At 71.2% G+C, this 240-nt stretch carries 1 protein-coding gene; it reads right to left on the bottom strand.

Annotation, left to right across the window (positions count from 1 at the left end; all coding sequences use genetic code 11):
* Positions 1–2: 2 nt before the first annotated feature.
* Positions 3–240: hypothetical protein (locus tag SB773_RS34280; RefSeq protein WP_410594973.1), on the bottom strand; the 238-nt coding region annotated here is incomplete at its 5' end.

Below are 240 nucleotides of genomic sequence, written 5' to 3'. Positions count from 1 at the left end.
GATCAGTCGCGGAAGAGCGCAGGAGGCCCGCGTCGGGGCACAGCAGCCGCGACGGCGGCATTGAAGGAAGGCAGGAGAGTGGAGCGCAGGCGGGGCGGTCGGCGGTGTTGTGCGGGCGCAGTTGCAGCGGCACGCCGGAACATCGCCTCGACCCACCGCACGATGCTCCCCAGGAGTGTCTCGCCGTGCCAGACCAGCACAGTGGTGAGCACGGCGGCGGCGAGGTGCGCGAGCAGCATC

It is taken from the genome of Bacillus sp. SIMBA_074, from assembly GCF_046534555.1.
Taxonomy (GTDB): domain Bacteria; phylum Bacillota; class Bacilli; order Bacillales; family Bacillaceae_G; genus Bacillus_A; species Bacillus_A mycoides.
This window is presented reverse-complemented; position numbering and strand designations above follow the sequence as displayed.